At 63.3% G+C, this 26,196-nt stretch carries 25 protein-coding genes and 1 tRNA gene; 14 read left to right on the plus strand and 12 right to left on the minus strand.

Annotated features, from left to right (window positions below; translation table 11 throughout):
- The first annotated feature begins 22 nt into the window (after nt 1-22).
- A complete protein-coding gene (rd, locus tag AB1384_09345) occupies nt 23-181 on the plus strand; it encodes a rubredoxin (protein ID MEW6554477.1) in 159 nt (52 codons plus the stop codon).
- A 9-nt stretch (nt 182-190) separates the two neighbouring features.
- Nucleotides 191-1,375, plus strand: coding sequence for an FprA family A-type flavoprotein (locus AB1384_09350; GenBank protein MEW6554478.1), 1,185 nt, complete (start codon nt 191-193; stop codon nt 1,373-1,375).
- Between the two features lie 229 nt (nt 1,376-1,604).
- On the opposite strand, the gene AB1384_09355 is transcribed toward AB1384_09350, so the two are convergent.
- A complete protein-coding gene (locus AB1384_09355; GenBank protein ID MEW6554479.1) occupies nt 1,605-1,940 on the minus strand; it encodes a hypothetical protein in 336 nt (111 codons plus the stop codon).
- Between the two features lie 169 nt (nt 1,941-2,109).
- Here AB1384_09355 and AB1384_09360 point away from each other — a divergent pair, with 169 nt between their 5' ends.
- Complete coding sequence (locus AB1384_09360) at nt 2,110-2,358, plus strand: hypothetical protein (protein ID MEW6554480.1); 249 nt, start codon at nt 2,110-2,112, stop codon at nt 2,356-2,358.
- Between the two features lie 79 nt (nt 2,359-2,437).
- On the opposite strand, the gene AB1384_09365 is transcribed toward AB1384_09360, so the two are convergent.
- A complete protein-coding gene (locus AB1384_09365; GenBank protein MEW6554481.1) occupies nt 2,438-2,749 on the minus strand; it encodes a hypothetical protein in 312 nt (103 codons plus the stop codon).
- Nucleotides 2,750-2,905: 156 nt separating this feature from the next.
- Between AB1384_09365 and AB1384_09370 the strand changes: the two genes are divergently transcribed.
- A complete protein-coding gene (locus tag AB1384_09370; protein ID MEW6554482.1) occupies nt 2,906-3,973 on the plus strand; it encodes a 4Fe-4S binding protein in 1,068 nt (355 codons plus the stop codon).
- Between the two features lie 35 nt (nt 3,974-4,008).
- Here the strand turns inward: AB1384_09370 and AB1384_09375 are convergent.
- Nucleotides 4,009-4,083: transfer RNA gene (locus AB1384_09375), tRNA-Ala, on the minus strand.
- A 226-nt stretch (nt 4,084-4,309) separates the two neighbouring features.
- On the opposite strand from AB1384_09375, the gene AB1384_09380 reads away from it, so the two are divergent.
- Complete coding sequence (locus AB1384_09380; GenBank protein MEW6554483.1) at nt 4,310-5,149, plus strand: metallophosphoesterase; 840 nt, start codon at nt 4,310-4,312, stop codon at nt 5,147-5,149.
- 397 nt (nt 5,150-5,546) lie between these two features.
- On the opposite strand, the gene AB1384_09385 is transcribed toward AB1384_09380, so the two are convergent.
- The 3 genes from AB1384_09385 to AB1384_09395 all read right to left on the minus strand — a co-directional run bounded on the left by AB1384_09385 (nt 5,547) and on the right by AB1384_09395 (nt 10,366).
- Nucleotides 5,547-6,314 carry a response regulator gene (locus tag AB1384_09385; protein ID MEW6554484.1) on the minus strand — a complete coding sequence of 256 codons (768 nt, stop codon included), beginning with the start codon at nt 6,312-6,314 and terminating at the stop codon, nt 5,547-5,549.
- A 108-nt stretch (nt 6,315-6,422) separates the two neighbouring features.
- The gene (locus AB1384_09390; protein MEW6554485.1) at nt 6,423-7,370 is read right to left on the minus strand and encodes a response regulator; all 948 of its coding nucleotides are present in this window, start codon (nt 7,368-7,370) and stop codon (nt 6,423-6,425) included.
- Nucleotides 7,371-7,381: 11 nt separating this feature from the next.
- Nucleotides 7,382-10,366 (minus strand): GAF domain-containing protein, encoded by a 2,985-nt coding sequence (locus AB1384_09395; GenBank protein ID MEW6554486.1) that lies wholly within the window; start codon nt 10,364-10,366, stop codon nt 7,382-7,384.
- Nucleotides 10,367-10,544: 178 nt separating this feature from the next.
- Here AB1384_09395 and ychF point away from each other — a divergent pair, with 178 nt between their 5' ends.
- Complete coding sequence (gene ychF, locus AB1384_09400; GenBank protein MEW6554487.1) at nt 10,545-11,636, plus strand: redox-regulated ATPase YchF; 1,092 nt, start codon at nt 10,545-10,547, stop codon at nt 11,634-11,636.
- Between the two features lie 217 nt (nt 11,637-11,853).
- Here the strand turns inward: ychF and meaB are convergent, their stop codons facing one another.
- Nucleotides 11,854-12,804: a methylmalonyl Co-A mutase-associated GTPase MeaB gene (gene meaB / locus AB1384_09405; protein ID MEW6554488.1), complete on the minus strand. Its 951-nt coding sequence runs from the start codon at nt 12,802-12,804 to the stop codon at nt 11,854-11,856.
- A 76-nt stretch (nt 12,805-12,880) separates the two neighbouring features.
- Between meaB and AB1384_09410 the strand changes: the two genes are divergently transcribed.
- The 6 genes from AB1384_09410 (at nt 12,881) to AB1384_09435 (ending at nt 19,533) form a co-directional block, all read left to right on the plus strand.
- On the plus strand, nt 12,881-13,657 hold the full coding sequence (locus AB1384_09410) for a DUF192 domain-containing protein (protein ID MEW6554489.1): 777 nt from the start codon (nt 12,881-12,883) through the stop codon (nt 13,655-13,657).
- Nucleotides 13,658-13,749: 92 nt separating this feature from the next.
- Nucleotides 13,750-14,580, plus strand: coding sequence for a formate dehydrogenase accessory sulfurtransferase FdhD (fdhD, locus tag AB1384_09415; protein MEW6554490.1), 831 nt, complete (start codon nt 13,750-13,752; stop codon nt 14,578-14,580).
- Nucleotides 14,577-15,191, plus strand: a complete 615-nt coding sequence (locus AB1384_09420) for a molybdenum cofactor guanylyltransferase (GenBank protein ID MEW6554491.1) — start codon at nt 14,577-14,579, stop codon at nt 15,189-15,191. Before fdhD ends, AB1384_09420 begins: the two co-directional genes overlap by 4 nt.
- 425 nt (nt 15,192-15,616) lie before the next feature.
- Nucleotides 15,617-17,785 (plus strand): penicillin acylase family protein, encoded by a 2,169-nt coding sequence (locus AB1384_09425; GenBank protein ID MEW6554492.1) that lies wholly within the window; start codon nt 15,617-15,619, stop codon nt 17,783-17,785.
- A 13-nt stretch (nt 17,786-17,798) separates the two neighbouring features.
- Nucleotides 17,799-18,896, plus strand: a complete 1,098-nt coding sequence (locus AB1384_09430; protein MEW6554493.1) for a uroporphyrinogen decarboxylase family protein — start codon at nt 17,799-17,801, stop codon at nt 18,894-18,896.
- 10 nt (nt 18,897-18,906) lie between these two features.
- Nucleotides 18,907-19,533, plus strand: coding sequence for a corrinoid protein (locus AB1384_09435; protein ID MEW6554494.1), 627 nt, complete (start codon nt 18,907-18,909; stop codon nt 19,531-19,533).
- 35 nt (nt 19,534-19,568) lie between these two features.
- Here the strand turns inward: AB1384_09435 and AB1384_09440 are convergent, their stop codons facing one another.
- From AB1384_09440 to AB1384_09450, 3 genes are all read right to left on the minus strand, one after another.
- Entirely contained in the window at nt 19,569-20,171 is a 603-nt protein-coding gene (locus AB1384_09440) for a TMEM165/GDT1 family protein (GenBank protein MEW6554495.1), read from the minus strand.
- Nucleotides 20,172-20,301: 130 nt separating this feature from the next.
- Entirely contained in the window at nt 20,302-21,063 is a 762-nt protein-coding gene (locus AB1384_09445; protein ID MEW6554496.1) for an alpha/beta hydrolase, read from the minus strand.
- Nucleotides 21,064-21,082: 19 nt separating this feature from the next.
- Nucleotides 21,083-22,558, minus strand: a complete 1,476-nt coding sequence (locus AB1384_09450; protein MEW6554497.1) for an acyl-CoA dehydrogenase family protein — start codon at nt 22,556-22,558, stop codon at nt 21,083-21,085.
- Nucleotides 22,559-22,854: 296 nt separating this feature from the next.
- Here AB1384_09450 and AB1384_09455 point away from each other — a divergent pair, with 296 nt between their 5' ends.
- Together AB1384_09455 and AB1384_09460 are read left to right on the plus strand one after the other, a co-directional pair.
- Nucleotides 22,855-23,712 carry a 4Fe-4S binding protein gene (locus tag AB1384_09455; GenBank protein ID MEW6554498.1) on the plus strand — a complete coding sequence of 286 codons (858 nt, stop codon included), beginning with the start codon at nt 22,855-22,857 and terminating at the stop codon, nt 23,710-23,712.
- A 106-nt stretch (nt 23,713-23,818) separates the two neighbouring features.
- Entirely contained in the window at nt 23,819-24,103 is a 285-nt protein-coding gene (locus AB1384_09460) for a hypothetical protein (GenBank protein ID MEW6554499.1), read from the plus strand.
- A 72-nt stretch (nt 24,104-24,175) separates the two neighbouring features.
- Here the strand turns inward: AB1384_09460 and AB1384_09465 are convergent, their stop codons facing one another.
- A complete protein-coding gene (locus AB1384_09465; protein MEW6554500.1) occupies nt 24,176-25,444 on the minus strand; it encodes a uroporphyrinogen decarboxylase family protein in 1,269 nt (422 codons plus the stop codon).
- A complete protein-coding gene (locus tag AB1384_09470; GenBank protein ID MEW6554501.1) occupies nt 25,445-26,083 on the minus strand; it encodes a corrinoid protein in 639 nt (212 codons plus the stop codon).
- Nucleotides 26,084-26,196: the final 113 nt, after the last annotated feature.

Below are 26,196 nucleotides of genomic sequence, written 5' to 3' on the forward strand. Positions count from 1 at the left end.
TAAGCAGAAGGAGGAACAGGTAATGGATAAGTACGAGTGCACGATCTGCGGCTACGTCTACGACCCCGACAAGGGAGACCCCGACGGCGGGATAGAACCGGGCACCCCCTTCGCGGACCTGCCGGACGACTGGGTATGTCCCCAGTGCGGCGCGGACAAAGATATGTTCGAGAAGATCTAGGGGGAGCGCATGCCTGCAGCGAAGATCTCAGACGGAGTGCACTGGGTCGGCGCCCTGGATCCTCAACTGCGTATCTTCGACATCATCATGAAGGCCGATCACGGCACCACCTATAACTCCTATCTCCTGACCGGGGGGGAGAAGGTAGCGGTGATCGAAGCGGTGAAGGCGCAGTTCTACGAGGACTTCATAGCGAATATACGCTCCCTGGTCGACCCCGGGGAAATCTCCTATGTGATCATCAACCATACCGAGCCCGATCATTCCGGGTCCCTGGCGCGGCTGCTGGAGGATGCCCCCAACGCCAGGGTGGTATGCGACCGCCAGTGCAAGAACTTCGTCAAGAACATCCTCAACCGGGACGTGGGCCCCATGCTTGTGCAGGACGGCGACTCCCTCGACCTGGGTGGCGGGGTGGTACTCGATTTCATCCATGCGCCCTTCCTGCACTGGCCGGACACCATGTTCACCTATCTCGGAATGGACGGCCTGCTCTTTCCGTGCGACTTCCTGGGAGCGCACTACAGCGATGACCGCCTCTTCGACGACCTCATGGACGATTACCATTACGCCTTCGAGTACTACTACCAGGTGATCTTCCGCCCCTTCAAGAAGTACGTCCTGGAAGCCATCGACAAGATCAAGGACCTGGACATCAAGATGATCTGCCCCAGCCACGGGCCGGTGCTGCGTGCCGATCCCTGGAGCTGCGTGGAGAGATACCGCGAGTGGAGTTCGGTTCCGGCGCCGACGGACGAGAAATCGCTCCTCGTCTTCTACGCCAGCGCCTATGGCAACACCGCCATGCTGGCCGAGAGCATCGCCGAGGGAGCCCGCTCCGAGGGCGTCAAGGCCACGGTCATGGATGCCGCAGCCACGGAACTGGGGATGATGATCGACCGCATCGAGGCAGCGGACGGCATCGCGGTTGGTTCGGCGACCATCAACGCGGACGCCGTGGAGCCGGTGTGGTTCCTCCTCTCGCACCTGGCGACGCTGAACCTCAAGGGCAAGGTGGGAGCGTCCTTCGGCTCATTCGGATGGAGCGGGGAGGCCCCCAAGCTCATCGCCGAGCGGCTCAAAGGGCTCAAGTTCAAGGTCGACGAGGAACCCCTCCGGGTCAACCTGGTCCCCTCGGCGGAGGATCTCAAGGAGGCTGAGGATTACGGTAAACGCATAGCGAGAGCGCTGTGACCCAGGGCGCCGCTTTGGCAGCACCGGGAACAGCATTCATACTGGCCTGTCGCCGTTTCGCAAGGATTGCGTCCCGACCCGTAAACCGCTGGCCCTCCCGCCCCGCTCCGGCTTTTCCAGCAGGGCGTTGGCCAGCGCTTGTTCTGGCCCCGGTCGCCATTACGTTAGACCAGCGCCGGATCTATGGATCACCAAACGGTATGGCAAACCGGCGCTTCCAGGGCCGACCTTACGAGCCGTGCACACTGCAGCTGACCTTGTTACCCTGCAGCGTATACGTGCCGCCGGAGGGGCAGGAGGGGACGCTCTGCAGGTAGCCGGGGACCAGGGCCTGGATGGACCTGGCGGGAGATCCCTCGAGGTTCTCGTACTGCTGCAGCGCCGACGAGATCATCTTGCGGTTGGCGGCACAGGCGGCAGACTCCGCCTGACCCACCGGCCCCCCCTGCCCTGTCCCGGAATCCCCGCCGGTAGCGGCGTTGTCGCTGCCCCCGCAGCCGGCGGCGAGCAAGGCGAGGACGGCCACGGCCGTCAGCGATACCACCAGTATCGGCCAACGCTTCATCTCTGTACCCTCCGATCTAACGCCGGTCCCTAACAGCCAGTAAATTTATCGTCCTCAAGGGCGCGGGCCTTGAAACGGTCTGGCGGCGACGTCCATCGGATTCAGGGTTTAGCCGTTGTTCATCCGGGAAGAGTAGTGGGGAAGAGATATCCATCGGAAGGACGGTCGAATGCGATCCTCGAAAGTCACGGAACGTATATACGCAAAGGCGTTTGAGCTGCTCGAACAACACCCGGAGGGTCTGCGTTTTACCGAACTGCGCTCGCGGATTGAGGCATCGGACCCCGGTTTTCATCCCAAGACGGTCAACGGGTGCGTCTGGAAACTCGTCACGAGATTTCCTGACGAGATCTACAAACCATCAAGGGGGCTCTATCGTCTGCTGAAATTCAGGCCATCCGAGGAGGTGGAGACATAGCAAGCACCAGCGAACACTTGGGCAGGATCAAGGCCGCTCCGGTATCACTGTATCCTGTCAGGATGAGTGCGTGCGGGGTTCAGGCTTCGCCGGTGTCCATGTCGCGGATGGCGCGGATGACCATCTTCTTGGCGACATGGTTGATGATGCTGGGGGGGTTCTCCAGTATGGCCGTACGCCAGGTGTCCAGGGGCCTGTCCGCCTCCTTGAAGGCCTCGTACAGCGTGTCCTGGAGCTGGCTCAGGTTCGGCTCGATGTAGATCTCGTATATCTGCCTCTGGGAGCCGGTCAACTCCTCCGGTTCCTTTTCCAGGACGTCACGGAACTCCTGCTTGATCCGTTTGCCCCGGTTCCTGACGTAGTAGCTGTTGAGCTCCTCGAGAAAGTCCACTTTATGTCCCTACTCCCTGATCTTGCCACCCCCGTCTTTGTGTATATGATATCGGCTTCCCGCATAAAATCAAACGGCTGCATAGCGGCTGTGATATCATTCAGCCAGTAATTGAAATCGGATGGTAGGCACGCCAGCTTTAGCGGGGAGGTAGTCGTGGACGATCTTTACGTGCGATTGATGAAGCGGCTGGACGATTTTCCCATCGGGGCGCTGCAGTCCGAGTACCTGCTCGAGATCCTGCGCATGATCTTCGACGAAGAGGAGGCGGAGCTGGCCCTGGAACTGCCCATGTACCTGGAAGAGATAGGTTCCATCGCCGAGGGGACGGGCCGAAATGAGGCGGAGCTCCGGCCCCTGCTCGAGGGCATGGCCGACAAGGGGCTGGTATTCGTCAGGGACAAGGGAGGCAAACGCTATTACAACCTCCTGCCCCTGGTGCCGGGCATCTTCGAGATGCAGTTCATGAAGGGTGAGGTCAATCCACGCAAACGCAAGATAGCCGAGCTCTTCGACAGGTATTACTACGATGGCTGGGGGGAGCAGAGCTTCTCCTCTCAGACCGCCCTGGCGCGGGTGATGATGGTGGAGGAGGAGATCCCACGCGGCGAGGAGGTCCTGCCCTACGAGAAGGTCAGCGAGTATATCAGGGACGGCGTCTACATGGCCCTGACCACCTGTTTCTGCCGCCACGAGGCGGAGCTCCTGGGCAGGTCCTGCGGAGCGCCCAAGGATGTGTGCATGGCCATCGGCCCCGGCGCCGAGTTCCTGGTGGAGCGGGGATTTGCCCGCAAGGCCAGCAAAGAGGAGATGTTCGACGCCCTGGACCGGGCGGAAAAGGCGGGGCTGGTGCACATCACCGACAACATCCGGGACAAGATAACCTTCATCTGCAATTGCTGCGGCTGCTGTTGCGGTTTTCTGGGCACCATGACCAGGCTGAACATATCCGGCGCCATCGCCTCCTCGCGCTACCTGGCCGCGGTGGACTCGGACCTCTGCAACGGGTGCGGGACCTGCCTCGACGTCTGCCAGATGAAGGCGATAAAGGTGGAGGATGACCTGGCTGTGGTGGACGTGAACCGGTGCATCGGCTGCGGCCAGTGCGTCTCCAACTGCCCCTCCCTGGCCGTGGCGGTGCTGGTGCGGGAGGACTGGAAAGAACCTGCCGGCAACCTCGTCGAACTGGGCATGGCCGTACTCAAGGAACGCGGCAAGCTGTAAAGTCAAAAGCCCTCGCAAGAGGGCTGGGCGCATGCTGGTGGAGCCGATGGGATTTGAACCCACGACCTCTGCCGTGCGAAGGCAGCGCTCTCCCACTGAGCTACGGCCCCAGACGTGCAGTGCTATTCTACCAGAAGCGGCGCGCGCGCTTCCATTGGCGGAGCATAGTCACGGAGCGGCCACCCACCCACGCCTCAGGCCAATGCATCCTCGGGAAACACGCGTCCATACCGCTGCGTCCTATCATTGCTGGCGGTCTGCCGGAGACGTATCCTAAAGCAAGGCGGTCCCGGGAGATTGAGCGGGATGGCCGTAGCGGCCTACGAAGGGATTGATATGAGAAGGCACACTGGTTTAATCACGACGTTTCTGCCGATGTTGCTGCTCGCGGCCGCCCTGATCATATCCTCCTGTAGCAATGCGGTGCCAGAGGGAAACGGTATCGAAGGCGGGGAAAACGGGAGCGCGGACCAGAATGGAACCAGCCCGGACAACGACTTCTCTTTCCTTGTATGCGGCGACACCCACGCCCGCACCGACCTGCTGGAGGAGATCGTCAGCCAGGCCCGGGAGGGGGAGTTCCTGGTCATCGTGGGCGATATCTCCACCGGCAGGGGCCTCGCGGAGATGCAGGCGATGAAGGATTACCTCGACGGCACCGGCTTGAGCTACCATGTCATCCCCGGGGACAACGACATGCCGGGGGGAGACAAAGCCGTTTTCGAGGCGGTCTTCGGGCCTGACCACTATGCCATCGACTTCCAGGACGCCCACCTCGTCTTCCTCAACGACGCCGTGCGGGGCGTCGGGTGTCCGGACGAACAGCTGGCGTGGCTGAGAGACGACCTCTCCGGGCTGGAGGGGGAGAGGCTGCTGGTCGGCTTCGCCCACGTACCCCCCGGCGCCCCGGTGGACATGGGGAAGGACGGGTTCCAGGAGGAGGAGACGGAGAGCGCCGGGGAGATGCTGGACATCCTGCGGCAAGCCGGCGCGGCCGCCCTCTACTGCGGCCATATCCACGCCTATATGCTCTACGGATCCGGCCCGCCCCGCGTGGTGGTCAGCGGCGGCGGCGGCGCCGACCCGCACCTATCGGAGCAGGCGGGCGGCTTCCACCATTTCCTGCGCGTCACCGTCAAGGGCAGCGAGGTTACCGAAGAGGTCATCCCGTTGTAGGGGACGTACTTTAAGCATCCAGTCCGTGTTCAAGGTGTGCCTTATAGGGCACCTTCACGGATTGAAGACCGAAGATACCGCCACATCCGATCCTCGATCCCTGTGCTGGCAGGTGTTCTGTGGCGCAAGCTTCAACGTTGACCCTGGAAGCATCGGTCCACCGTATCGCCTGATAATCCATGGATCCGACGTCGGCCTAATGTAATCGCGATTGGGGCCAGCATAAACGATGGCCCCGAAGGGGAAGACCCCGTTGGGGGGAACGGGGTCTTTGGTTGGCAGCTAGTCTGCTTGCTTGCACCCATTGAGGGAAATTGCCGGTAAACTCATGGGGGATACCTAGCTACCTCAATAGTATTCTCGGTCGAATGTCCCCCGGCCTTTAACTTTTTTTGCCCTAGAGCCCCAACATGTCGCGCAGGGCGGAGGCCTGGCGGCGCGAGACCGGGACGCGGCTCTCCTTGTCGTCCCTGAGGGTCACGATGAGGCTGTTGCGGGAGAGCTTGATGATCTGGTTTACCTTCTTCAGGTTGACGATGAAACTGCGGTGAGTGCGGAAGAAGACCTTGCGGTCCAGCACTTTTTCCAGCTCGGACAGGCTGTAGGTGGTGAGGTAGGATTCCGAGGCGGTGTGCAGGTTGGCATACTCGTGCTTGGTGTCGATGAAGAAGATGTCCTCCATGGGGATGAGCTTGATGGTGTCCCCCTTCTGCACCGGGATCTGCTCCAGGCGCACCGTCTCCCTGGACGCCTCCGCGGTCATACGGCGCGCCCGGCCCACGCGGTCGAGGATCACCTTTACCCTGGCCGCCAGCTCCAGGGGGCTGAAGGGCTTGGGCACGTAATCGTCAGCACCGCCGCGCAGGCCGATGACCTTTGACTGTTCGTCGTCTATGGCTGTGAGCATGATCACCGGGATATCCCTGGTCTTGTCCTCTGACTTGAGCTGCATGAGCACCTGCCAGCCGTCCATCTTGGGCATCATGACGTCGAGGATGACAAGGTCGGGGTCCGTCTCCGCGACCATCTTCAAGCCCTCCTCGCCATCGGCGGCCAGGAAGACGTCGTAGTTGTCCAGCTTGAGGTTGAGCTCGACTACGTTGGAGATGGCCGGATCGTCCTCGATCAGCAGGATGCGGTACTTGCCTTCCCTCTCCTCGTTCATGGTCCGCCACTTACCCCTTTGCGCTCTCCCCGCTTTCCATCGACATCAATAGAGGTTTCGTCATCGCGCCCCGCCACCTTGATACGCAATGGAACGGCGGGACGCGGGTCACTTGGTGCGCCGGTCCAGGAAATAGGTGCTGCCGGGGATGGACTTGGCATAGTTCAGGGTCTCCTTGGCGATCTCTCCGACCTCCCAGTGGGTGGTGATGCGCCTGCGGTAGTTGCTGGCGATGCCGATGCTCAGGGTCATGACGGGGATATAATTGTCTCTGCCCAGGCGGTCGATGAATATCGAGTAGCCGCGCTTGAGGTCCTCGTCCCGGTAGAGGCTGCTTACCTGCTCGTCGAAGTCCGCGATGATCGACTCGGCGATGGCGCTGGCCTTCTCCGGCGAGGTGATGACCACGAAATCGTCGCCGCCTCCGTGACCGATGAAATCGTCCAGGTTGCCGGCTTTCTTCACAGCATCGTCGACGATGGCGGCGAGCATCCTGATCGCCCTGTCCCCGGCGGGGAAGCCGTAGATATCGTTGAAGGGCTTGAAGTTGTCCATATCTATGTAGAGCGTCGCGAAGAGCAGGTTCTTGGAAATGCGGCGCTTGGTCTCGGCGTCGATGGATATGCTGCCGGGAAGGCCGGTAAGGGGACTGACGTCCCTCTTCTGCCGCGCCCGTATGAGGTTGATGGTGATGCGGGCGACCAGGTCGGAGAAGTCGAAGGGCTTGGTGATGAAGTCGTCGGCGCCCGCCTCGATGCTGGCCACCTTGTCCTGCGCCTGCGTCCTGGCCGAGAGCATCACCACCGGTATCTGGTTGGTGCGCCCGTCGGATTTAAGCCGGCGGCAGACCTCGAGCCCGTCTAGCTCCGGCATCATGATATCGCAGAGTATCAGGTCCGGCCGCAGTTCACGCACCAGTCGCAGCGCTTCCTCGCCGTCCCGCGAGGTGGTGACCTCGTAACCCTCCACCTCCAGGTTGAACTTGATGATATCAAGGATGTTTCTCTCATCGTCCACGACCAGGACCTTGATGGGGGCTTCCCTGATCTTCTCCATGGGGCCTCCTTTCAGTCTCCTGCCTCGCCACCCGTACCCTCGAGCAATGGCGAACGCTCCACACCGCCTATGCCATCCACTCGAGAGGAAAGGGGAAGGGTGAAATGGAAGGTGCTGCCTTCCCCGAGTACGCTCTCGGCCCAGATGGTACCGCCGTGCGCCTCCACGATGCTCCTGCTGACGTAGAGACCCAGCCCCGTCCCGTATATCTCACGCGTGGCCCGGTTGTCCACGCGGTGGAATTTCTCGAAGATATAGGGCAGGTGCTCCTCGGGTATGCCCACCCCCGAATCGCGCACGCCGCACTCGACCTTATGCGGCTGCGCCTCCAGGGTGAGCACGATCTCTCCCCCGGAGGGCGAGTACTTGACCGCGTTATCCACAAGGTTCACGAAGACCTGTTCGATCTTGTCGGGGTCAGCGCGCACCGGACCCATGCTCTCGGGGGAGACCAGCTTTATCTCGTGGTTGGGGAACTGCGACTGCAGCTTCCCGATGGTGATGCGCACCAGCTTGGAGAGGTCGAAGTCCCGCCTCTTGAGCGTCAGTTTCCCCGACTCGATGCGGGACACGTCGAGGATGTCGGAGACGAGGCGCGTGAGCCGGTCCGTCTCCTCCTCGATGACCTGAAGGAAGTCCTGGCGGGTCTTGTCGTCGAAATCCACGTCGGGGCGGCGCAGGGTGGCGGTATATGCCTTGATGGAGGTCAGCGGGGTGCGCAGCTCGTGGGACACGGTGGACACGAAATCGGACTTGGCCTGCTCGAGTTCGCGCAGGGCGGTGATGTCGCGGATGACCGCGATGATGCCGATGCGCTCGCCCGGGCTGGTCTCGATAAGCGAGGTCTCCACCTCCAGGAGACGCCGGTCCGGCGGCTCGAACTGGATCTCCTCGCCCAACTCGCGATTGGTGTGGAGGCTCCGCAGGAAGATATTGGCCAGGTTCTGGATGCGGATGACCTCCTTGACGTGGCGTTTCTCCGTCTCGCTGAACGGCGGCAGGTTAAGGATCCTTTCCGCCGCCGCGTTGACCAGTATGACCTGGGCGTCGTTGTTCACGGCGATGACGCCGTCATTGATGGAGTGCAGCATGGCCTCGGTCCGCCGCTGGTCCTCGGTGATGAGACGGTAGAGGTTGGAGTTCTCCAGGGCGATGGCCGCCTGGTTCACGAAGAGGCCCAGCAACCTCAGGTCGTCCTCGCCGAAAGCCCTGGCGGACGCCGGTGAGGCGACCTCGATCACTCCCTTGGTCACTCCCTGCCAGGTGATCGGCGCGACCAGGTAGGAGATGCGGTACCCGAGTCCCCGGCCCCACGGGGTCGTGTCGGCTGGATCGATCTCCACCCGCCGCAGCGGTGTTTGCTGGGCCACCGCCTCTCCCGGCAGGTACTGGCCGTGCCCGTAGGATATCCCTACGCTTGCCGCGTCCACGCCGTGTACCGCCTTGACCCGGTAGGTGTCCCCCTCCTCGCGCAGCGAGAGCACGCCCAGTTCCGCGTCGACCAGGTCCACCGCCTTGTCCAGCAGGAACTCCAGCAGGTCGTGGGTCTCCACCTCGTCCACGAGGGACTTGCCCACCTCGTAGAGGGCCGTCTGCTCCTCGACGCGGCGGGCGATGAGCAGCATGAGGTCGTCGCGGATCTCGTCCACCTTGACCCGCTCGGTGATGTCCTCGAGGATGACCACGTAGCCGCTGTGGGGTTCGTATCCGGCGCGGATGGGGGACGCGCTGACCGAGAGGATGCGCTCGGGCGTTCCCCGCAGGTGCACTTCCAGGTGCGCATGGGAGGGTTCGGTCACGGGGGCCATCTCTCCCTCCAGGAATCTCCACAGCGCCTCGGTGTCCAGCAGGGTAGGCTCCAGGAGTTCGCGCAGCGAGATGTCGCGGGGAACGCTCTCCAGCCCCAGCAGGTCCCGGGACGCCTGGTTGGCCATGACCACTTTGCCGCTGGCGTCGGTGACCAGAAGGCCGCTGCTCATGCTGCCCACGATAACCTCGCTGCGGGAGAGCACCATCTGGTAGAGCTCCGCGCGCGCGATGAGGGAGGCGGCCAGGGAGGATATGGTCACCAGCATCTGGAGGTCCTCGGAGGAGAAAGCGCGCGGCTGGGTGCTGGCGAAGCTGAGTACCCCCATGAGTTCCCCTCCAACCATGATGGGCGCCGCCAGGGCCGAGTGGACCTTCTTGCGCGCCTGGGGGAAATCGGCGAAACGGGGATCGTTTTCGATGTCGTTCACCAGGATGGGACGTTTCTCCCGGGCCACCCACCCGATGAACCCTTCGCCCACGGCGATGTCTATCTGCTCTTCAAGCTCGTCCGCGGGAGCTCCCGAGGCCTCCAGCACCAGCACCCCGGATTTGCGGTCCAGGAGCCGCACGGAGCTTACATCGGTCTGGAAGAAGGAGGCAGTGGAGGAGAGCAGGTTGTGCAGGGTCTCTTTGAGGTCGACCTTCTCCATGAGCGTGGAGCTGAGCTGGTACAGCGCCTCTATCCTCTCCGCCTTGCTGTGCTCCCTGCGGTCCAGCTCCGCGAGGTACGAGAGGATCACCGATGCACCGAGGAGGACGACCACGTTGATGAGCAGGCGAGCCCCGTCTTCCGCGAGTACCATGTCGCCCCCGATGCAGGCCACTGCGTAGCCCGCGCTCACCACGCCCGCCATGGTCAGGGCATTGGTCCAGTGGTCGTAGAGGGAGGAGGTGGCGCAGAGCAGGAAAAGGAGGGGATAGAAAGGGCTGGCGATGCCACCGCTGTAGTAGACGAGGAAGCAGACGAGGATGGCGTCCAGACCGAGCAGGATGATGCCCCACGTCCCCAGGTTCAGGGGTGGCTTCATGCGGCGCGCCACGTGATAGGCGGCACCCAGGACAGCCATGACCGCTACGGCGACTATCCAGGGCCAGTATTCGATATCGTCCCCTGAGTACAGGGGGTAGAAGCCCACCACGATAAAGGCTATCCAGTGGGACAGTGGCAAAAGCTTGGCCGATCTCATGTGCTTTTCCCCTTTTCAACGTCCAGTTTTATATCGAAACCATGCCGCTCAAACTTGACCATGCCGGGCACCGCCGCCGCCCTCCGGGCGTCGCTGTCGCTTGCGCGATGCAAACGATCGGACCGGAATGCCATAAAAAAAGAGGGTAAGATATCATATAGCGCAAGGAGGCGGTATCATGGCCCTGCAGGTCGGGATAATAGGTCTGCCTAATTCCGGTAAGTCGACCATATTCAACGCCCTGACCCGCGCAGGTGCGCAGGTGGCCGGGTACCCGTTCTCCACCGTTGACCCCAATTACGGAATGGCGCCCGTGCCGGATGTCCGCCTTCACCAGGTGTCCGCCGCGGCCGCTTGCAGCAAGACGGTCCCCGCCGACCTTCGCTTAGTGGACATCGCGGGGCTGGTAGAGGGAGCACACCACGGCGAGGGACTGGGGAACCAGTTCCTGGCCCATGTGCGGGAAGTGGACGCCCTGGCCCATGCCGTACGCTGCTTCACCTCTCCGGACGTTGCCCACGTGAGGGCGGAGATCGTGCCTGAGCGGGATATAGCCGTGGTGAACACCGAGCTGATCCTGGCTGACCTGGCCGTGGTGGAGAGGCGCAAGGAGAGGATATCCAAGGCGGCCAGGACCGGGGACCGCGACAAGGCGCGCGAGCTGGAGCTGCTGGAGAGGGTGGAAGCGGAGCTGGACCGGGAGGTCCCGGTGCGGCGCATGGAACTCTCCCGGGGCGATGATGAGATGCTCTCCGGTCTTTTCCTGCTCACCGCCAAGCCGGTGATCTACGTGGCCAACCTGGGGGAGGAGCAGTTGGGCGGCGACGATCCCCTGTGGAGAGCGGTACGGGAGGCAGCGAATTCCGAGGGGGCCGGGCTGGTGGCCTTCGACGCCAAACTGGAGGCGGAGATAGAGGACCTGGAGCCGGAGGAGGCGAGGGAGTTCCTGGAGGCCTACGGCGTAGAGAGCCTGGGGCTGGACGAGTTCGCGAAGCGCTGCTACGCGCTCCTGGGGCTCATAACCTTCTTCACCACCGAGTCCGGGGAGTGCCGGGCATGGCCGCTCCGCGAGGGCAGCACCGCCGTGCAGGCAGCGGGGAAGATCCATACCGATATGGAGCAGGGGTTCATCCGCGCGGAGGTCATCGGCTGGGAGGAGTTCATCGCTCACGGATCGTTCCATGCCGCCAGGGACAAGGGAGCGGTGAGGGTGGAGGGCCGCGACTACGTCGTCCATGACGGGGACGTATGCCTCTTCCGCTTCTCATAGGGTCAGACTTCTTGTTTGTTCATTCCACCTGAGGCAACGACCTCAACCGGGACCGCATGAAGTGAGCGCCTCTACGGCAACGATGCGGAGATCCAGAGGCCGGTGGACGAGTACCTGTACTGCGCCTGATGGCGGCGCTCGTATCCGGAAGCACCCAGGCCCCGCTGTTAGCGGGGCCCTGACTTTATGGACGGACCTGCAACCGGTGCCGGTCCGGCTATTCTTTCCCGAGCAGGTGACGGATGACCATGCGAGCCCCGGTGTGGGGATCGACCTCGCGGGTGTCCACCAGTTTGTGCATGAGCGCGATCATCTCGGGGTCCTGTTGCAGCGCCCTGCCTACCGCCTCTTCTACCTGGCGCCCGATTATCTCCATGACCTCGGCGATTATACGCTCCCGCGCCTTCTTCGCCAGCAGGCCTTCCGCTTCGAGGTAGCGGTAGTGCTCCTTGATGGCTCCGGCCAGTTCCTCCACCCCCTCGCCCGTGGTAGCCACGGTGCGGATGACCGCGGGCTTGAAACCGTCCTTGCGGTCCGACATCTCCAGCATCATGGTTATCTCGGTGAAGGTCCGTCCCGCGTCCGCGCGGTCCGCCTTGTTGACCACGAAGATGTCACCTATCTCCATGATGCCGGCCTTGATCGCCTGGATCTCGTCGCCTCCCCCCGGCATGGTCACCACCACCGAGGTGTGGGCTAGTTTGACGATCTCCACCTCCACCTGTCCCGCCCCCACCGTTTCCACGATGATCACGTCCTTGCCGAAAGCGTCCAGGATGTTCACGGCGTCGTTGGTGGCGACGGCTATCCCGCCCAGGGCCCCTCGCGTGCCCATGGAACGGATAAAGACCCCCGGGTCGGTGGCCAGGTCCTGCATGCGGATGCGGTCGCCCAGGATAGCACCGCCGCTGAAGGGGCTGGTGGGATCGACGGCGATGATACCCACGCTGAGGTCCATGCCGCGCAGGCACTTGGTCAGCGACGACACCAGGGTGCTCTTGCCCGATCCCGGTGCGCCGGTGATGCCCACGATATGGGCGCGTCCTGTGCGCTGGTGCAGGCGCCGCAGGGGGGCCGACGCCGCGGGGTCGCCATTCTCCACCATGGTGATAAGCCTGGCCACCGCGCGCCGGTCGCCCGTGAGCAGGCGAGTAAAGATATCGTCCATGAAGCTCCTTTGCGTCTCGGCATCTATTCTTAACGTTTGCGCTTTCCCAGTCAACGCCATGTGTTATCCTGCATACATGCGGGAAGTAAGACTGGTCAACCTCACGCGGGGAACGGTACTGGCGGAGAGGGCCGCCGTGGCCGAGACGCCCGCCTCCCGCCGCCGGGGGCTCCTGGGCACAGAAGCCCTGCTCCCCGGGAGCGGCCTCCTCATCGTGCCCTGCCGGCAGGTGCACACCTTCGGCATGCGCTATGCCATCGATGTCGTCTTCGTGGACGAGGCCTGGAACGTGTTGAAGGTGGTGCGCGGCATGAAGCCCGGCCGCCTCGGCGCGCCGTCCATAAAGGCCAGGGCGGCCCTGGAGCTTCCCGCCGGAAGGGCGGCTGAGACGGGCACCCTGGTGGGGGACATGCTGGACGCCCGCGATATACCCATATCTGCCGGTGGCGCATACGCGGCCATCGACCATGTGAACAGGTACGTAACGGACCTGGAGATGCACGTCGTCTTCTACACGCAAGCCCTGGGCTATGCGGTCATCGGCAGGGGCACCAAGGACGACGGGAGCGGGTACGCCATCCTCAAGGGACACGGCCACGAGCTCTTCATCTCCGAGAGGCCCCCGGGAGGAGCGGCAGCCGCGGAGCTGAGGCACATCGGGTACGCGGTAAGGGATGCGGACGAGCTGCTGCGGCGCCTGAAGGAGAACGGCATCGCTCCGCGGGAGACAGAGGTCATCGCCAAGGAATACTCGCGCCAGTTCTACCTGAGGGACCCCGACGGCAACGAGGTCGACTTCATCCAATGGACCGATAAGGGGAGCTTCTTCCGTGACCTGGAACACGGAGGCTGAACGATACGCGGGCACCTCCTTTGACCCGCTGCATTGCGCCGTCACAAGGCCGGCACCTATCATAAGGATTATCGACGCAGAAAGGCCGGGAGATGTCCACAACAGACAAAAACATCGCGAGATACCGCCGCGGGAAAGAGCCACGGCAGGCCAGTGACCGCGTCGTGGTCGAACTGCCCCTCGAGATCGTCGTCAACGGGCTGCCCCTGGTCGCCCTCATGCGCATGCCGGGGATGGACAAGGAGCTGGCGGTGGGGTTCTGTCTCACCGAGAAGGTCATCTCCGGCGTCTCCCAGGTGAGACTGCTGAAGCACTGTGGCAGCATGGAGCGGGAGATAGGGGAGGGTCGGGAGGTGCGGGACACCGCGCTTGACCGTGGCAACGTGGTCGAGCTGGAGCTGGAATCCCCGGGCGAGCGGGAGCGTTTCGGCTCCACCTACCTGGTGCGCACCGGATGTGGAGGCGCCGACATCTCCGCCATCGCGGACTACCACGAGGGCGAAGTGGCCTCCGAACTCCGGGTCAAGGAGGAGGTCATATACGGCATCGGGGATGAGCTTACGCGGCGCCAGGACATCTTCCGGGGGACCGGAGGCACCCACGGCGCGGGTATCTTCACGGCCTCGGGCGAGATGGTGGCCATGGCCGAGGACGTCGGGCGCCACAACGCTCTGGACAAGGTGGTGGGGTGGTGCGCGATGCGCGGTACCGCCCTCGCGGACAAGGTGCTGGTGCTGTCGGGAAGGATCAGCTACGAGATGGCCCTGAAGACGGTGCGGGTGGGCATACCGGTGCTGGTCTCCATGGCCGCGCCAACCTCCCTGGGGTTGCAGGTGGCCGAGGGCGCGGGCCTGACCGTGGTGGGCTTCGCGGGCGCCGAGAGGTTCAACGTCTATACCCATCCCCGGAGGATCGTCCCGTGAGAGGCGAAGAGAGGGAAGGCCTGCAGCCGCAGTTCGCCGCCGCGGTGCTCGCCGGGGGGGAGGGCAAACGCCTGGGTATGGACAAGGCCACACTGCAGATCGGTAACTGCTCCCTGCTGGACCGCATCATCCTGGTGCTGAGGGACCTCTTCCCCCACATCATGCTTGTGGTCCAGAACGGCGGCTCGTCCCTGGCTGGCCTGGAGGACGCCGGCGTGAAAGTGGTGACCGACGTGATCCCGGGTAAGGGGCCCCTGGTGGGCATCTACACCGCGCTGCAGAATTCCCCCGCACCCTACGTCTTTGTCATGGCCTGCGATATGCCATACCCGAGCCGGGAACTCATAGCCCGCATGCTCTCCACGGCGCCCGGCCTGGAGGCGGTGGTGCCGCGGCGCGGGGAGTATATCGAGCCCCTCTTCGCGGTCTACAGAAGGGATGTGGCCGCGAGGATACGTGACCGCATCGAGGGCGGGCGCCTGAAAATACACGAGCTCATCCAGGATCTGGACGTGCGTTACATGGAGGAAGACGAGGTGGCGGCCTGCGACCCCGGTTTCCGCTCTTTTCTAAACATCAACACCCTGGAGGACCTGGAGGCCGCCTTCTAGGGCCAGGTTCCTTGTTTGTTGCGTTCCACCAGAGGCTGCTGCTTTAGCCTTGGCCACACGAATGCGGGAAACAAGACCTGCCCTGAAAACAGCGACCAGCATTTTCGTCCTCGGTGGTGTCGCGGCCGCGCGACATGGGTGACTGACCCCCAAACGGAAAGCCCGTTTCTCCATGGATCCGGCGCCGGCATGAGGAGCCGGGTCAGGCTTCTTGTATGTTGCGTTCCACCAGACAAGGAAAGTGCTGGGTATGTAAAACAAGACTTGGCCCCTATAATCACCTTATAGGTCGTGGCGTTGATTGGATCACTCCAGGCAACAGTCCGCCGCACGCGGGGATCACCCCCCGCTTCTGCTGTCGTCATTCAGACGGTTCGGCACAGCCTCCGCCCGGGGGCTGCTGGAGGGATGGGAGGTGTGTGGCCGTGCTCGAGATCGAGAACCAGGAACAGACGGTCAAGGCCGTCAACGGCGAGATATCCGTCAGGCGCGACGACCACGGGGTCCCGGTCATCAGGGCGGGTGACTTCGAGGACGCCCTCTATGGGCTGGGGCTGGTGCAGGCCCTTGACCGCGGCATGCAGATGGAGCTGACGCGGCTCCTCGCAAGGGGCCAGCTCTCCGAGCACCTGCCGCCAGACGAGAACTTCATCGCCATGGACAGGACCATGCGAAAGTACGATATCTGGGGATTCTCGTGCAAGCATGCCGGACTGATAGAGGAGGACGCACGCGAGGAGGCGGAGGCCTTCTGCCGCGGCGTCAACGACCAGTTCGCGGAGAACCCGCCGGCGGAGTTCGGCCTCATCTCTTACGCCCCCGAGCCCTGGACGACCGCGGACTGCATCGCCATCTCCAAGGTCATGTCCATGGTGGACATGGACGAGACCCAGGGTTGGATCAGGAAGTTCATCGTGCACATGGTCATGGCCGGCGTGACCCCGGCCATGCTCAGGGAGATCTTCGTCTACATGACGGAGGAGCCGGGCGAGGACTACCTGGGGAAGCTGCGCCAGGTGAAGCTGGCCGAGCCCTACGTGCCGGAGACGGTTAAGTGGGCCGCCATACCGCGCGAGCAGACCAGCAGCCACTGGATGCTCGCGGGCTCTCGCACGGCCGCCGGAGAGGCCATACTCTGCGGCAGTCCCGAGCTGGACTCAGCCCGCCTGCCCTGCCTGTGGCAGGAGATCCTGCTCTACGTGGGCGACTTCTACTGCATGGGCGTCTACGTTCCCGGCATCCCCTTGCCGGCCCTGGGGAGGACGAACTACCTCTCGTGGAGCGCCACCTACAGCTGCATGGACGTCATGAACTACTTCCTCGAGGAGGTTAAGGACGGTAAGTACCGCCGGGGGGACGAGTGGATACCCTTCGAGGTGCGGGAAGAGGTCATCAAGGTCAAGGATTCCGAACCGGTGACCGTGCGTTACTACGAAAACGTGCACGGGGTGCTGGAGGGAGAGCCCACGGAGGACGGCTACTACCTCTGCCTGGCCATCTCCCTCAGGGACACCGGCAGCCAGGCCATCAAGGAGTTCCGCGACCATTACCGCGCCCGCACCGTGCAGGAGTCCATGGACCACCTCTCGCGCTGCGACTCGCTCAGCTTCAACTGGGGCCTCGCCGATTCCTCAGGCAGCATCGGTTATCAGATGAGCGGCCGCTGCCCCGTAAGGGCCGACAACTGGATCGGCGTACTGCCGCTGCCGGGCTGGGACGAAGCCTACGACTGGAAGGGCTTCTACCCGCCGGAGAAGAACCCGCGCCTGCTAAACCCGGAGAGCGGTTATTTCGGCACCTCCAACCAGGACCTCAACCACCTCAGCGACGTGCACATCCAGACCATGCCCATGAGCGACGACCGCGCCGTGCGCATCGCGGAACTGCTGGCGGCAAGGGAGGATCACTCCGTCGAGAGCCTGATGAAGATGCAGTACGACGTGTACAGCAAGCACGCGGAGCGGATCATGCCCCTCATCCGCCACTTGCTGCCGGAGGGCGGTAACGGCGATCTGCTGCGGGAATGGGACCTCGTCTACTCGTCCGATTGCGTAGCCGCGTGCGTCTTCGAGAACGTCTACTTCGAGATAGCGAGGACGGTGTTCGGCGACTACGGCGTGGGAAGGGAAGTCGTCGAGTACATCCTGGACAACTCCGAGCTCTATTACATGTACTACGGGCAGTTCGATAACGTGCTGCAGCGGGAGGAATCGCTGTGGTTCGGCGGCAGGACGCGTGACGATGTCCTCATGGAGGCCGTGGCCAGGGGGCTGGAAATGGAGGCGGCGCCCTTCGGGAGCACCCACCAGGTGATGATGAAGAACCTGGTTTACGGGGACATGATACCCGACTTCAACTACGGCCCCATCGAGATCATCGGCTGCCGGGGCACCGTCTCCCAGGGAGCGATATTCAACGCGCCGGGGGGAAGGGTAGGTACCTTCTCGCCCGCCATAAGGTTCATCTGCCCCATGTCCACGAACAAGTACTACTCCGTCCTGGCAGGGGGTCCCTCGGAGAAGCCAACCTCGCCCCTGTACGCCTCTGGAGTGGAGGACTGGCTGTCGGGGAAGTTCAAGCTCATAGAGCCATAGGGGAGGCATGACCATGACCGGCAAGGAACGCATGCTGGCCGCCTTCGCCCGCCGGGAACCGGACCGCGTGCCGGTTTGGGAGATGGCCTTCAACGAGGAGTCCATCATCAAGCTGGGCGCCTTCTACACTGACGACCTCCCGCCCATGAAGTTCGCGCAGCAGATGACCATGGAGGAGAAGGTCAAACTGCTCACCACGCTCTTCACCGTGGCCCGGGAGCTGGAACTGGACGGCCTGACCTCCATAGGCCTGCTGGGCACCGAGCCGGTGGACGACGATCACGTCCGGGACGGCTGGGGCCGCATCCTGCGTGTGAGCGAGGAGGGGGAGGCCACCGCCGTGGGAGGGCCGGTATCCGGACCCTCGGACCTCAAGGGCCTCGTTGTCTACCACCCCCAGCCCACCGACTTCCTCATGCTCATGGCCTCGGTGGGAAACCTGGGCACCGATGTCGCCCAGGTGCTGGTACAGCCAGGGCCCTTCCGTGAGAGCTGGAGCCTTATGGGGAGCATGGAGAAGCTCCTCTACCACTACATCAAGAACCCCTCCTTCGTGAAGGACCTGGCCCAGGTGGTCACGGACTACATCCTCGAGGTCATCGACATGGCCGCGGACAACGGGGCGGACATCATCGGGCTGGACGGCGACCTGGCCTTCAACCAGACCACCCTCATATCTCCAGCCCAGTACGAGGAGTTCGTCTTCCCCTACCACCAGCAGATAACCGCTCACGCCCACCGCAAGGGAGTGCTCGTCTTTAAACACTCCGACGGCAACATGTGGCCGATCATGGACGGCGTGGCCGATGCCGGTTTCGACGGTTTTCACCCCGTGCAACCCCAGTGCATGGACATCGGGGAGGTAAAGGTGAAATACGGCGACCGTCTCTGCATCCTGGGCAACATCGATTGCACCTATCTCCTGCCCTTCGGCAGCGAGGAGGAGGTGGCGGAGAACGTGAAGGAGACCATCCGCGTGGCGGCGCCGGGCGGCGGCTACATCATCAGTTCGTCCAACTCCATCCACCCCGGGGTCAAGCCCGAGAACTACATCGCCATGGTCAGGGCAGCCCGACGTTACGGCACTTACCCCATCAGCATCGAGGCTTGAGGAGGCGGACATGCAGGAGATATTGGAAGGTATCAAGGCAGCGGTGCTTGCAGGCGAGGAGGAGGACGCGCAGAGGCTGGTTTCCGAGGGGCTGGAGAAGGGGCTGGAACCGAGGCGCATCATGGAGGAGGCCATGATGCCCGCCATGGAGGACATCGGGGAGCGCTTCAGCGCCGGCGAGGCCTTCATCCCCGAGCTCATCGTAGCCGCCGAGGCCATGCAGAGGGGCATGGAATCCCTCAAGCCCCATCTGGGAGGACCCGAGCGGGGCAGCGGCCTGGTGCTGTTGGGGACCGTGCACGGCGACATCCATTCCATCGGTAAAAACCTGGTGCGCATGTGCCTGGAGGGGGCGGGCTTCGAGGTGATAGACATCGGCGAGGACGTGAAGGCGGAGCGGTTCGTGGAGGCCTACCGCGAGCACCGGCCGGATATCCTGGGGCTGTCGGCCCTCCTCAGCTCGACCATGCAGCGAATCCCCGAGGTGGTGGAGGCGGTGCGCGCCGAGGACGCGGGGGCGGTGATCATGGTGGGAGGAGCGCCGGTAACCCAGGACTTCGCAGGCCGTTCCGGTGCCGACGGCTACGCCCCCAACGCCTTCGAGGCGGCTAGAAAAGCGCGGGAGCTGCTATCCTGAGGTGGCACTTCCGAGGTCAACCCCGGCCCGTGCCATTACCAGAAGAGGTTTATGATCCCGAAGGCGATGAAGATGGCACCGGAGATGCGGCGCATCCACACCTGGGGTATGAACCTTCCCGCTCCCGTACCCAACATGGCGGCGATGAGGGAGGTAGCCCATAGGGCAAGCGTCCCCCCGATGAATACGAATACCGGCTGGGAGTACTTGGCGGTGAGAGCGAGGAGCGAGAGCTGTGTCTTGTCCCCCAGCTCCATGAGACAGATGAGCAGGAAGGAGGTGAGCAGCGGGCCGCGCTGTCTCTTCCCCGGCTCCACCTCAGCCAGCCCATCCTCACCAGTCCCTCCTCCTCCCGTCTCATCTTCCTTCTCTCTCTCCGGCAGCAGCATGAAGATCCCGAAGATGATGAAGACCGCCGACACCGTGTACTTGATGACGCTCTCCGGCACGAACTCGTAGAGGACCACCCCCACCGACACCGCCAGGGCGTTTAGGAGAGCGAAGGCGGCCGCGGCTCCCAGGAAGACCTGACGAAAACCGTACTTGGCGGAGAGGGTGAGGATGACCAGCTGGGTCTTGTCGCCCAGCTCCGCCACGAAGGTAAGGCCGAAGGACGCCAGGAGCGCGTTCCACCACATGCAGCAAGGTTATCATAGGGGGTCAGCCCATGACATGTGACATTTTTCTAGAGGTATCTTCTTCGATCTTACTAGATCTCAAAATGTCACATGTCATGGGCTGACCCCCCACCTCACAAAATGTCACATGTCAGGGGCTGACCCCCAGGAAGTCGGCGATGAAGCGGGCGTAGCCCGGTCCCGCCACCATGGAGACGTCGTTGTGTCCCGCCCCCGCCACCAGGTAAAGCTCCTTGGGCTCCGGGGCCGCGGCGTATAGCTCCAGGCCTTCTTCCACGGGGATGAGCTCATCCCGGTCGCCGTGGATGACCAGCACCGGGCAGCGGGCACGCGGCAGCTTGGAGATGGAATCGTAGACCTCGCCCAATGGTGTGCCCTCGGGGAGGAACGGGAAGAGCTTACGGGCTACGCCGGCCAGGGAGGTGAAGGTGGATTCGAGCACCAGGGCCCTGAACTCGCGTCCCTGCGCTATCTCGCAGGCCACCCCACCGCCGAGGGATTTCCCGAAGAGCACGATGTCGGGGTCCCTTACGCCGCCCTCCGCCAACCACGCCAGGGCCGCCTTCCCGTCAAGGTAGAGGCCGGCCTCGTGGGGCTCGCCCCCGCTCTTGCCGTATCCGTGGAAGTCGATGAGCAGCAGGCGGCACCCCACAGCCTCAAGCTCCATGTGCACCAGTGACCAGCTGTAAACCTCCTGGGCATTGCCGTGCAGAAAGAGGATGACCGGTGCTCCCGCGGGCTCGGGCCACCACAGGCCGTGTATCCTGACCCCGTCCTCGCAGTCCAGCCACACCTCCTCGGCGCCGCCAGCCCAGCGCGGCGGCGGCATGTCCGCGGGGATGCGGTCGGGATAGTAGAGGAACTTCCGCGCCAGGCCACCCGCTGCTTCCATGGTGCCGTCCCTCCTCGCCTCAGCGGCCCGCGCGCTCGAGGGGACGCGGCAGCTCTATCTTGAGCGTCCCGGCGAGCTCTATGAGGTAAGCGGTCAGGCGGTTCAACTGGTTGGTGCCCTCGTAGATCTGGGTCAGCTTGGCGTCGCGGAAGCATTTCTCCACCCAGCGCCGGTGGATCGAATCGTCGGTGCCCATGAGTTCCAGCGCCCTGGCGGTCACCCAGTTGGCGTTGTCGGTGGCGGAGAACTTGGCGAGGGAGGCCAGGTAGAGGATGTGGGTGAGTTCGGCCTCGTCCACCAGGATGCGCAGCATCTGTCCGGTCGCCACCCTCCCGGCTTGTGAGTGCAGGAAGGACTGGTAGGGCCGGGACAGGCGCACGGCCCTGGGCAGGGCGAAGAGCCCCTTCATCAGGGGGTTTATCATCAGCGCCCCGAACACTTCGTCTCCCGCCAGGCCGTGGCTGAGGCACATCATCCGCGACTCCTGGATGGCCGCTTTCATGTCCGCCAGGGTCATCTGGATGTGCTGCTCGTCTATTGGCTTCCTTCCGTTCCGGCCCTCCCTGGCCCATGCCAGGAAGTGCTTGAAGGCCCCCCGGGCGATACCGGTCCCCACCCCACCTACCGCGCCTCGCGAGGCCGACATGATCGAGAGGATGCCGGTGGCCATGCCGTCCCCCTCCTGGCCCAGCAGGTTGTCCTCGGGCACGAAGACGTCCTCGAAGAGCAGCTCGGCCGCGTGGCAGGCGCGCTGTCCCATCTTCACCTCAACCCGGGGCACGGAGACGCCGTCCCGGTCCTTCTCCACCAGGAACAGGCTCCAGGTATCGAGGGGCCTGTCCCTCTCGGTCGCGGCGCAGACGGTGAGGTACTTGGCCTCCCTGCCGCCGGAGATGAACACCTTGCGGCCGTTGAGTACGTAACCGCCCTTGACCTTCTTGGCTTCCATGTTGATCCTGGCCCTGGCCAGGAAGTCGGGTTCCTCGACGTCGGTTCCGGCCGAGGGCTCGGTGATGGCATAGGCCATGAGCACCGGTTTGCCCTTCTTCTCCCCCTCGATGATCTCGTGCAGGATGGTGTCCCAGAACGCCAGTCCGCCCGGCGTGACCATGGGCGAGATCCCCAGGGCGGTGGCGGCGATCATGTTGCCGATGCCCGCACAGGTGGAACAGAGCTCCTCGAAGGCCAGGTACCCGGCGGTGAGCATGTACTTGCCTGCCAGCCCGCCGACCACCTCCGGTATGACCAGGGAGAAGAGCCGGTGATCGCCAGCCTCCCGGACGAGGTCCCAGGCGAAGTAATCCGTATCTTTGCCTATGCGCTCGTCAAGCTCCAGCGCCACCGGCTCCGCATGTTCCCGGTTGAAGGCGGCGCAGTTGTCGACCAGGGCTATGACGTCATCGATGTTCTTGCGGTCGAGCTTGCGCAGCACGGCCAGGGCGGGAAAATCGTGCAGCAACTGCTTGCCGGTGTCGCTGAGCTGTTCTTGAGGCATCCTGTAACCCCCCTGAATCCATGAAGAATGACGGGACTCTCACGCTGTGGGGCGTGGTGCGAACATGTTGCCGGCGACACGGTCTGACGGTAATGCCGAGACTTTCCCCACCCGTATTATATCATCGGCTCGGCACCACCGCTCAGCCCGGGACAATAAGCGGATGTGCGTACCCGGCTCGACGGTTACGCACCCCCGTAGGATGTCCGTTGATACTTTCCCCTCCCCTGGCGACCCGGTGATGTTAGAATGTTTGCACCGGATTGATGGGGGCAACGATCCTTCTGGGGGTTATGATGGACTCTTCGGACAGGGAACACGGAAACGGAAGCGGCAGGTTGCTGTTCTTTCCGCTGACGCTGATGGGGCTGCTGCTGCGCGTAACGCCATACCACCTGAGCGACCCGCTCATCGCCGAGAAGAGCGGCCTGCGCCTGTTCATGCTCAAGCGTTACGCCTGGATCGAGGTGCGTTTCCTCGCGCTCCTGTACTGGATAATCAACCTTCCCGAGAAGTTCCCCCTCCTAGGCAAGTTGTGGGTGAGGAAACTCAACTACGTCCTTGCGGGCAAGTTCGTGGGCGAGCACATGATCGCGGGCCAGGTCATGACCCTGGGGGAGATGCTGCACTTCATCGACGACCTGCCCGCGGAAAGCCGTATCGCCGTCGGGCCCTGCCGCTGCCGCCTGGCCACCCACGCCTGCGACCACCCCCTTGAGACCGACATCGTGATCCTGACCGGCACCGCCATATGGCTGGACCTTTTCCCCCAGGACTACCGCGTCATCGACAAAGAGGAGGCGAAGCGCATAGTGAGGGAGGGCTACGAGATGGGATTCGTGCCCATGCTGGACCGCCACATGTATTACCGAGGCAGCGCCAACTACTTCGTCATCTGCAACTGCTGCGGGTGTGCCTGCCTCCCCATAAACGGCTACATATATTACAAGGGGACCGGCTTCCGCTTCATCCCCTCCGTATACCGCTCCGTCGTGGACCCGGACAAGTGCGAGGGATGCGGGGCCTGCGTGGAGGTATGTGCCTTCGAGGAGAGGAAGGTCTTCGACGGCAAGGTACGGATACTCGACTGCCAGGGCTGTGGCCAGTGCGTGAGGGTATGCCCCAACCAGGCCAACGCCATGGTCACGCGTTAGGGGTCGTACCTTCGTTCCTCAACCCCAGGCCCGATACGCGATTTATGGATCCCCCGCGGGAGGACTGAAGAACGAAGGTACGGCCCCATCCCAGAGGACAGGAGTAATGACCGAAGAGACTCCGACAGATAAAGTGTACTTCCCGCCGCACTGCCGGACATTGCGAGAGCAGGCAGAGGTGGAAGAAGGCGGCTGGAGGGAAGCACTGGTCTCCGCCGGAGACCACCTTGCCCGCGTTCTCAGCGAGTACGGGGAGCTGGGCTTCGAATGCCTGCTGGAGGAGCTGGACGTGGAGGCCGCCGAGGGCTGCACCGGTTGCTTCAAGTCCGAGGGCGAGCCCCTTTACAGGCTATACGTCAGGCCCGCCGAGGGACCGGACCGGGAGGCTTAGAAGGCTAACCGCAGCAACGCCATCCCGACGGTGCCGGACCGCAACGCTGCCACGGGGGCGTGCCTTCATCCGTCAGACCGGCAGGCCCTCTTTCCTCATCCATTCCTCGAAGGGCGGGAATTCCGGCTTGAGGAAGGTCTGGGTGTCCAGGTCGGGGATGATGGGGTAGACGCCGAACTGTTTGGCCGCCGCCACCGCCGTGTGCACGTGCTCCACAGGGGTGCCGACGGGCACCAGGTTGATGAGCAGGACGAACCTGCCCTTACCGGCCCCTTCCCATATCAGCTTGCGCACGTTCTCCACGATGGCCTCGGGTGGCCCCGACTCGATGAGGTCGGGGCGCACGTTGAGGAGCAGGCTAACCTTCTTCTCCTCGGCGTAGCGCTTTACGTAAGGAATGCCCACCACCTCGTAATCCTCGTTCCATACCAGGAGGAAGAAGGGGCGCAGGGGTTTGAAGTAGTTGCCTCGCGCCATCATGTCCACCTTGAGGTCCAGCACCTCGCGGGGGTCCTCCACCGCCCGCTCTCCCCAGCTCGCGGTATCCATCACCGTGCGCAGGGGCGAATTGGTGGCGCGCGCTATCTTCTCGGTGTAGGGGAGGCAGAACTCACGCACCATCTCGACGGTGACGTTGGGCTGGGAAGCCCAGGCGTCGGATATGGCGACGATGGAGGCACTGGTCGTCTCGACAAGCTTGTCTATCCAGGGGACCACCACCTCCATGCTCAGGAACTCCATGAGGCGGTGGACGAAGGCGGGGTTGCGGCGCATGTCCCGGATGAGGTTGACGTAGCCGCGGGTGAGCACGGCCATGGTGAAAGGGGAGCAGGCGTAGGCCATGGGCGGCACTCCCATGATCTCCATGTAGCGCCGGTATGACTCCAGCACGTAGGGCATGCGCCCGTCCCGGCCCGCCCGCGGTGGCCGCAACCGCCTCAGGTCTTCCTCGCTCTTGATGAGGGGGTCAGATGTGTCCACGTCCGGCTCGCTGCGGTCGCGCCAGATGAGCTTCTGTCCCAGGGCCTCCAACTCGATGTTGTAGAAGTCGAAGACCGGCGACCAGAAGTCGATGCCGAAGTAGCGGGCGAAATTGCTGGAGGCGTTGATGAAGGAGCGGGGCTCCGAGAAGAAGGTCCGGGCCGAGAGTCCGTGCATGCCCATGGCATAGGTGTAGGGCTGGGCAAGCACCGGCACGCGGTCGGGGGTACCGTAGATACCGGCGATGAGGCGCTCGAAGCCGTCGAGCCTGCCCAGGCGCAGGCCGTAGGCGTAGGCCATGGCCTTGTTCAGCTTCAGCATCACCTTCATCTGCATCTTCAGCATGTCCGGGGCCACCATCTAGACCACCCCCAGCAGCCGGTCTACCAGCTCCACCGTCTCGGCGGCGTTATCGCCGTAGCCGTCTGCGCCGATGCTCTCGGCGTAGTCCCGGCTCACGGCGGCACCTCCCACGATCACCTTCACCTTGCCGCGCAGGCCCGCCTCGTCCACCAGGCGGATGACCTCCTCCATGCCGCGCATGGTGGTGGTCATGTAGGCGCCCATGCCCAGCACGTCCGCCTCCAGCTCGCGAGCCTTGTCCACGAATTCCCGCAGGGGCACGTCCACTCCCAGGTCAACCACCTCGTAGGAGGAGCTGCGCAGCAGGGCAACGACGATGTTCTTGCCGATATCGTGGGCGTCTCCCTCCACCGAACCCATGACCACCTTGCCCTTGTAGGAGACATCGCCGCTCTTAAGCAGGGGCTCGATGCGCTTCATCACCTCTTTGTAGGCCTCGGTGGCGAGGATGATATCGGGCAGGAAGTAGGTTCCTTCCTGCCATAACCTGCCGGCCTCGTATATGCCGGCCACCGCCCCCTTCTCCAGCAGGTCCTTGGGCGCGGCGCCCTCCTCCAGGGCACGGGCGGCTATATCGTCCGCCTTGATCTCGTCCCCCTCGCTGATGGCCCGCTTGAGTTCGGCTGCCCGGTCCATGTCCAACCTCCTCCTCGGGGATGTACAAGTCGCGATCTCTACGCCTATCTTACCTCAATTTACATGTCTCACGTGCCATGCCCGCGAAGCCGGTCACGCGCGCAACGATCGAT

This window comes from Actinomycetota bacterium (genome assembly GCA_040757835.1).
In the GTDB taxonomy this organism is placed as follows: domain Bacteria; phylum Actinomycetota; class Geothermincolia; order Geothermincolales; family RBG-13-55-18; genus SURF-21.

What these genes read in the sequence shown, in the direction of transcription:
- rd (MEW6554477.1), top strand. Translation starts at nt 23, where the DNA reads ATGGATAAGTACGAGTGCACGATCTGCGGCTACGTCTACGACCCCGAC.
- AB1384_09350 (MEW6554478.1), top strand. Translation starts at nt 191, where the DNA reads ATGCCTGCAGCGAAGATCTCAGACGGAGTGCACTGGGTCGGCGCCCTG.
- AB1384_09355 (MEW6554479.1), bottom strand. Translation starts at nt 1,940, where the DNA reads ATGAAGCGTTGGCCGATACTGGTGGTATCGCTGACGGCCGTGGCCGTC.
- AB1384_09360 (MEW6554480.1), top strand. Translation starts at nt 2,110, where the DNA reads ATGCGATCCTCGAAAGTCACGGAACGTATATACGCAAAGGCGTTTGAG.
- AB1384_09380 (MEW6554483.1), top strand. Translation starts at nt 4,310, where the DNA reads ATGAGAAGGCACACTGGTTTAATCACGACGTTTCTGCCGATGTTGCTG.
- AB1384_09385 (MEW6554484.1), bottom strand. Translation starts at nt 6,314, where the DNA reads ATGAACGAGGAGAGGGAAGGCAAGTACCGCATCCTGCTGATCGAGGAC.
- AB1384_09390 (MEW6554485.1), bottom strand. Translation starts at nt 7,370, where the DNA reads ATGGAGAAGATCAGGGAAGCCCCCATCAAGGTCCTGGTCGTGGACGAT.
- AB1384_09395 (MEW6554486.1), bottom strand. Translation starts at nt 10,366, where the DNA reads ATGAGATCGGCCAAGCTTTTGCCACTGTCCCACTGGATAGCCTTTATC.
- ychF (MEW6554487.1), top strand. Translation starts at nt 10,545, where the DNA reads ATGGCCCTGCAGGTCGGGATAATAGGTCTGCCTAATTCCGGTAAGTCG.
- meaB (MEW6554488.1), bottom strand. Translation starts at nt 12,804, where the DNA reads ATGGACGATATCTTTACTCGCCTGCTCACGGGCGACCGGCGCGCGGTG.
- AB1384_09410 (MEW6554489.1), top strand. Translation starts at nt 12,881, where the DNA reads ATGCGGGAAGTAAGACTGGTCAACCTCACGCGGGGAACGGTACTGGCG.
- fdhD (MEW6554490.1), top strand. Translation starts at nt 13,750, where the DNA reads ATGTCCACAACAGACAAAAACATCGCGAGATACCGCCGCGGGAAAGAG.
- AB1384_09430 (MEW6554493.1), top strand. Translation starts at nt 17,799, where the DNA reads ATGACCGGCAAGGAACGCATGCTGGCCGCCTTCGCCCGCCGGGAACCG.
- AB1384_09435 (MEW6554494.1), top strand. Translation starts at nt 18,907, where the DNA reads ATGCAGGAGATATTGGAAGGTATCAAGGCAGCGGTGCTTGCAGGCGAG.
- AB1384_09440 (MEW6554495.1), bottom strand. Translation starts at nt 20,171, where the DNA reads ATGTGGTGGAACGCGCTCCTGGCGTCCTTCGGCCTTACCTTCGTGGCG.
- AB1384_09445 (MEW6554496.1), bottom strand. Translation starts at nt 21,063, where the DNA reads ATGGAAGCAGCGGGTGGCCTGGCGCGGAAGTTCCTCTACTATCCCGAC.
- AB1384_09450 (MEW6554497.1), bottom strand. Translation starts at nt 22,558, where the DNA reads ATGCCTCAAGAACAGCTCAGCGACACCGGCAAGCAGTTGCTGCACGAT.
- AB1384_09455 (MEW6554498.1), top strand. Translation starts at nt 22,855, where the DNA reads ATGGACTCTTCGGACAGGGAACACGGAAACGGAAGCGGCAGGTTGCTG.
- AB1384_09460 (MEW6554499.1), top strand. Translation starts at nt 23,819, where the DNA reads ATGACCGAAGAGACTCCGACAGATAAAGTGTACTTCCCGCCGCACTGC.
- AB1384_09465 (MEW6554500.1), bottom strand. Translation starts at nt 25,444, where the DNA reads ATGGTGGCCCCGGACATGCTGAAGATGCAGATGAAGGTGATGCTGAAG.
- AB1384_09470 (MEW6554501.1), bottom strand. Translation starts at nt 26,083, where the DNA reads ATGGACCGGGCAGCCGAACTCAAGCGGGCCATCAGCGAGGGGGACGAG.